Here is a 305-nt window from a genome sequence, read left to right as displayed (position 1 = left end):
GTCGTACACGGCTTGCAGCGACACGCCCTGCGGCAGGCCAGAGGAGATTTCCTCCATTTTCGCTTTCAGATTGTGGATCACGTCGAGCGCGTTCTGGCCGTAGCGGGCGACCGCGATGCCTGCCACTACTTCTCCTTCGCCATTCAGCTCGGCGAGGCCGCGCCGCTCGTCCGGCGCCAGTTCGACCCGAGCGATGTGGCTGATCAACACCGGCGCGCCTTTCTCCGCCTTGACCACCAGGTTCTCAATGTCGGAAATGCCGTGCAGATAGCCTCGGCCCCGCACCACGTATTCGGTCTCCGCCA

1 protein-coding gene is annotated in these 305 nt (G+C 63.6%); it reads right to left on the bottom strand.

Translation table 11 applies throughout. The annotated features are described in order from the left end of the window. Positions 1–305: efflux RND transporter permease subunit (locus tag ACTFO6_RS18395; RefSeq protein ID WP_439935823.1), on the bottom strand; the 305-nt coding region annotated here is incomplete at both ends.

This window comes from Pelomicrobium sp. G1 (assembly GCF_051905455.1).
Lineage (GTDB): Bacteria > Pseudomonadota > Gammaproteobacteria > Burkholderiales > UBA6910 > Pelomicrobium.
Note: the sequence above shows the minus strand (reverse complement) of the source record. Positions and strands in the feature narration are given on the sequence as shown.